Raw genomic sequence first — 6,000 nt, 5'->3', positions numbered from 1 at the left:
ACTCAAAAGATATCAGAAATATTAACAACGATAAAAGATCAAGCAATTAATGTAGCAAAATACACAGAAGAAGTAAATCAACAGATAGGAACATCAGTAGAATCAGCAGAAAAAGTAACAAATTCAATAAAAACATTACTTGAAAAAATAGAAAACATTTCAGTAATGACAAATGATTTGGCCGCAACAAGTGAAGAGCAAAGTGGAGCATCAGAAGAAGTAAGTGCAGCGATAGATAGAGTAACAAGAACAATACAAGACGTAGAAGATGAAATAAAGAAAATGGCTCTTGATGTAGAAGAACAAGCAAGACAAGCTGTAGAAGTAAAAACTTACTCTGATGACTTAAATGTCGCTGTATCTTCTTTGAATGAATATCTCTCTAAGTTTAAAATATAATTTAATTTCCCCCTCTTAGTTAAGAGGGGGAATTTTTTTATCAAATATTTCGTTAACTATATATTGACAAAAAATTAATTGTTAGTTATAATGTGATACAAGAGGTGAAAAAGATGAAAAATTGTAGATTAATCAAAAATAATTTCAAAAAAACAACTCTAAATAACAATAGTTTTGCATGGTGGTGGATAAGCGGCAATTGTCCGCCACCTCTGTCGTGGTAAAAATTTACCAAAAAGGACAATTGCCGGGCATTTTAATGTGCCCGGCTTTTTTTTTACAAAAAAACTAAAGGGGGTATTATTATGAGAGAATTTGTAAATTTAAAATTTGAGGAGATGCCTAAAGTTTGGTACAACGTTTTATCAGATTTACCTTTCAAATTAGATCCACCACTTGATCCAGAAACAAATAATCCTATGTCTCCTGAAAAGCTTTTAAAAGTATTTCCTGCACCACTTCTTGAACAAGAAGTAAACGATGTTGACAGATTTATCGAAATTCCACAAGAAATATTAAGAGAATACGCAGTATATAGACCTACTCCACTTATAAGGGCAAATTTTTTAGAAGAATACCTCCAAACACCAGCAAAGATATACTACAAATATGAAGGTCAAAGTCCAACTGGAAGTCATAAGACAAATACCGCACTTGCACAAGCATATTACAACAAAATCTCTGGTGTAAAAAAACTTTATACAGAAACAGGTGCAGGTCAATGGGGAAGTGCTTTATCATACGCTGGTTTAAAATTTGGAATAGATGTAAATATCTATATGGTTCGCGTTAGCTTCAACCAAAAACCAGCACGAAAAAGTATTATGAATCTTTTTAATGGAAAAGTAACTCCATCTCCTAGTAAAAACACAAAATCTGGAAGAAAATACGAAGAAAATCATCCTGGAAGCCTTGGAATTGCAATAAGTGAGGCAATGGAAGAAGTTCTACAAAGCAATGATTCAAAATATGCACTTGGAAGTGTCCTAAATCACGTACTTTTACATCAGACAATTATTGGATTAGAGATTAAAAAACAACTCGAGAAATTGAATATTCAACCAGATGTAATAATAGGATGCCATGGTGGAGGCTCAAACTTTGGTGGAACAATACTTCCATTTATTCCAGATAAATTGTCTGGAAAAAATATTAGATTCATTGCTTGTGAACCTGAAAGTTGCCCTACATTAACAAAAGGAGAATATAGATATGATTTTGGAGATACAGCAGGGTTTACGCCACTTTTGAAAATGTATACATTAGGTAAAGATTTTGTCCCACCTTCTATACATGCAGGTGGTTTAAGATATCATGGAGCAGCTCCAATAATTTCTGCACTTTTAAATCATAATCTAATAGAGGCAAAAGCATTTTCACAGGAAGAAACATTTAAAGCAGCAAGATTATTTTCAAAACTTGAAGGCATTATTCCTGCTCCAGAATCTTCACATGCAATAGCCGGTGCAATAAAAGAAGCATTAAATGCAAAAAAAGAAAATAAAGAAAAAATAATTGTATTCACACTTTCTGGTCATGGGTTATTTGATTTAAATGCCTATATATAACATTTTCAAAAAAATTTTTAGATTTCAATTATATTAAATTTATTTTAACTTATACAATATTTGTTGTTTTTAATTTTAAAAAATGTAAAATAATTACAGAAATAGAAAAAAGTTAATATTAATAAAATTAACCCCTCCAAAGGAGGGGTTAAAATAAGGAAAATATCTAAACTAGAAAATAATGGCACTATTTATAAAAATAAAATAAAAAACTAAATTTAAATTCAAATAAACCTTTCAAAATTTTGTTAAAAAAAGCACTAATATAATTCTTTCATATCAAGAAAACATCAAAAAATAGGGGGTATTCAAATGATCGGAAGTTCTACAAGAAAAGTGTTAAAAGATTTTGCTAAAAGATACAGAAAGTACCAGTTATTTCTGTTTTTAATAACTATTCCACTCGTCCTGTTGAGTGCATTCAGACCTTTCCTACTTCAAAGGTTAATCGATAACCTTGTTGAAACAAAAAACCCAACTATAGTTTTCAAATTTGGTATTTTACTTGTTTTAGTAATGATAATTGAAAGATTTACAACATACATTGCAAATTTAATCCATACCGTATCTTCAAGCAAGGCTATTTCTAGAGAATCATCAAGAATTATTTCACATACTTTAAACTTAGATTATGCAACACTAAAAAATTATAACTCAGGAGATATAGTTTCAAGGGCCACATCCGATATTTATGAACTTGCACCCTCTATGGTTAACTTTATTCCTACAGTTGTATTTAATATTATCCATTTCCTGGTAATTTCATCAATCTTGGTATGGCTAAATATTAAATTATCAATTATAGCATTTTGTTCCTTGCCAATATATTATTTGCTTTTAAAAACTTTTGAAACAGGATTAAATTCACGTTCAAGAAATGAGAGAGAAAAATATAGCGAAAAAATGAACTTCCTTCAAGAAATTTTAAATGGAATAATTACTTTAAAAAGCTTTTTTGCTCACAAAAAATTTGCAAAAATATATGAAGAAAAAGCTGAAATTTGGGCTGATAGTAGGATAAAAAGTTATTCAATGTACATACTCATACAAAACTTTATAGCTTTCATAACATATACAACACCTGTTATAGTCCTTGCTATTGGTGCTTTAGATGTAGCAAACGGAAGAATAAGCCTTGGAACGTTAATAGCATTTTATTCCTACATGCAACTAATATACGAACCAATACAAATAATAAACTCTGAAATCATTGAAATTCAAAAACTTGAACCTTATGCAGAAAGATATATTAAATTCTTATCTGAAAAGGTTGAAGAAGAAAGAGGAAGCAAAACAATCGAAAAACCAAGTATTGCAGTTGAAACGTTAAGCTTTGGATATGACAAAAACTTACTTGAAGATATAAGCTTTAAGATAGATGAAAATGAAACAATTGCAATTGTTGGAAGAAATGGAAGTGGTAAGAGTACTTTAATGAAAATACTCATTAAACTGCTTAAAAACAAATCAGGAAAAATATATATTGGTGATAAAAATCTTGAAGACATTAAATTAGAAGATTTAAGAAAAAAAGTAATTTATACATCAAATAAAGATGTTATTTTTTCTGGGACTTTAAAAGAAAATATAACTCTTTTTGAAGATATTCCAGAAGAAAATATCAAACAAGCTATAAAACTAGCGAAAATTGACTTTAAAAATCTAAATGATCCAGTAAGTGAAAACACACTTTCGGAAGGACAAAAAATGAGAATAATACTAGCTAGAGCACTTGCAAGAAAACCTAAAATCCTAATTTTAGATGAAACTCTTTCCGGAATAGATACTGAAATTGAAAAGGAAATAATAAAAAATATCAAAGAACAAAATATTACAACAATAATTATTTCACACAGACTTTCTAGTATCACACCTTGTAATAAAGTATTATTTATAGACAACGGAAAAGTCAAAATGGACACCCATGAAAACCTTTTAAAGCAAAATAAATCATACTCAGAAATTTTAAAATCTCAGTTCATTTCAGCTTAGCTCTGGAAAATCCAGAGCTTTTTTTATTTATTCCTTTAGTCTCCATCCATTTAATGTTTTAGGACAAATAACAAAAATAAAGTATTTTTACACTATTGTATAAATAGATAATTACATTCAGCCACATAAATCCATATATAGGACTATTTGTTTTTACGATATAGAAACAATAAACTTAACATATGTTATAATAATAACAACAATTAATAATAATAACAAATGACCAATTTGGAGGAAAAAAGATAATGAGAAATCCAAAGAGTCTTGAAAAATATATAATACATAGTTTTTTTTTAATTACAACTTCCTTTATTCTTGTATTATCATTGTTTTCTATAGATTACTTTCATAATAAGAATTTCATCAAAATAAATAAAAAAATTTTTAATTATTTGACTATTGTTGATAAAGTAATTTCCAAAGAGTCTAATTTTGAAAGTCTGATAGAACCAATGAAAAACTTAAACTATGACTTTAAAAGTTATCTCCAAGCAATTGAAGATTACAATAATAAAAAGCATGGAAAAGAAAAACTCATGGCTCACGTTAAAGATTTCAAATCATTTCTAGAAAAAACTAGAGAAGAATATGAAACAAAGCATATAAAAGAATTCTTTAAAATTACACTACTTTTGATATTTTTCGGAATAATAACTCTTATTCTCATATGGACAAGAATGATAACACTAAAAAAATATAACAGCAAACTTTTAAAAATTTTTCAAAAAGTTTCTGAAAATATCAATATTTCAACTATCAACATTCCAAAAATAGATTTTAAAGAAGAATATCAAATTTCAGACACTTTAAGAAAAATTAACCTTGTTCAAGAGATATATAATAATATTAACCAATTGCCACTAAGTTCAACAATAGAAGATTTCGTATTTAATATGGGAAAATATTTATGTGATCTATTTAACTCTGACAGATTTTCAGTTGCACTAATAGACTGGGAAAATCAAAAAATCGTAGCTGAAGTTGCTTATTTAAAAAATAAAAATATAGAGCTACATTTAAAGCCAGGGTTTAGCAAAAAATTTAATGAAACATCGCTTGGAAAAATGATAAATGAAAATATTAATTCTAAAATAATTAATGATCTTCCTAAGTATTTTGAAGAAACACATTCGCCAAGTATAGAATTAATATTGAAGGAAGGATTTATGTCAAACCTTACTGTTATGCTTTCCATGAATAACAAACCATTTGGTTTTATCTTCCTTGCTTCCAAAAATAAAAATAATTTCACTGAGCACGATGAAAAACTTCTTTTATCTATTTCAAACATTCTTTCCTACAGATTTTATTATTCTATAGTTACACAAAACTTACTCTCGAATTTTGGTTTAGGTTTGGTAAATCTTGTAGAATTCAAAGATAACGAAACTGGGAATCATGTAAAAAGAGTAGCACTCTATTCAAAAATAATAGCAGAAAAATTGAATTTGCATCCACAAATTGTTAGAGAAATCTACCAATTTGCACCACTTCACGATATTGGAAAAGTAGGAATTCCAGATTCGATCTTACTAAAACCGGGAAAATTAACTGACAGTGAAAGACAAATAATAGAAAAACATGTCGAAATTGGTGTGAAAGTAATTTCAAAATTTATTGAAAACTCTAAAAATTTGATAGAAACAAGCAGTGCACAAGTAATGTTAAATATAATTTCTGATCACCATGAAAAGTATGATGGAACTGGTTATCCAAAAGGCAAAAAAGGCGATGAAATTAGCATCGAAGGAAGAATAGTTGCTTTAGCAGATGTTTTTGATGCATTAACATCGAAAAGACCATATAAAGAACCGTTAGATTTTAATATAGTATTAGAAATAATTAAAAAGGAAAAAGAAAAACACTTTGATCCAGAAGTAGTTAATGCATTTTTAAGTGAAATTGACAAAGTACGTAAAGTATACGAAAAATTAAAGGATTAACTAACTACACTAAAAACCCTGGCCAAAGTAAAAAATAGGTTAAATTAGGATATAAAAAAGGGCTACACCTGCAAAATTATTTTTGTACCAAACATTAC

Annotated in this window: 3 protein-coding genes and 1 pseudogene; all 4 read left to right on the top strand. The window is 28.2% G+C overall.

Features of this window, described 5'->3' with window-relative positions:
* Positions 1-399 (top strand): annotated as a pseudogene (locus tag HNP65_RS07025) (methyl-accepting chemotaxis protein); the annotation flags it as partial.
* Between the two features lie 305 nt (positions 400-704).
* A complete protein-coding gene (locus tag HNP65_RS07020; RefSeq protein WP_184619567.1) occupies positions 705-1,967 on the top strand; it encodes a TrpB-like pyridoxal phosphate-dependent enzyme in 1,263 nt (420 codons plus the stop codon).
* A 312-nt stretch (positions 1,968-2,279) separates the two neighbouring features.
* Complete coding sequence (locus HNP65_RS07015; protein ID WP_184619566.1) at positions 2,280-3,959, top strand: ABC transporter ATP-binding protein; 1,680 nt, start codon at positions 2,280-2,282, stop codon at positions 3,957-3,959.
* 245 nt (positions 3,960-4,204) lie between these two features.
* Positions 4,205-5,902: an HD domain-containing phosphohydrolase gene (locus HNP65_RS07010; RefSeq protein ID WP_184619565.1), complete on the top strand. Its 1,698-nt coding sequence runs from the start codon at positions 4,205-4,207 to the stop codon at positions 5,900-5,902.
* The last annotated feature ends 98 nt before the right edge of the window (positions 5,903-6,000 follow it).

Source organism: Thermosipho japonicus (genome assembly GCF_014201655.1).
GTDB classification, from domain to species: Bacteria; Thermotogota; Thermotogae; order Thermotogales; family Fervidobacteriaceae; genus Thermosipho; species Thermosipho japonicus.
The sequence above is the reverse complement of the archived record's forward strand: the minus strand, read 5'-3'. Positions and strand labels throughout refer to the sequence as shown.

What these genes read in the sequence shown, in the direction of transcription:
- HNP65_RS07015 (WP_184619566.1), top strand. Translation starts at nt 2,280, where the DNA reads ATGATCGGAAGTTCTACAAGAAAAGTGTTAAAAGATTTTGCTAAAAGA.
- HNP65_RS07020 (WP_184619567.1), top strand. Translation starts at nt 705, where the DNA reads ATGAGAGAATTTGTAAATTTAAAATTTGAGGAGATGCCTAAAGTTTGG.
- HNP65_RS07010 (WP_184619565.1), top strand. Translation starts at nt 4,205, where the DNA reads ATGAGAAATCCAAAGAGTCTTGAAAAATATATAATACATAGTTTTTTT.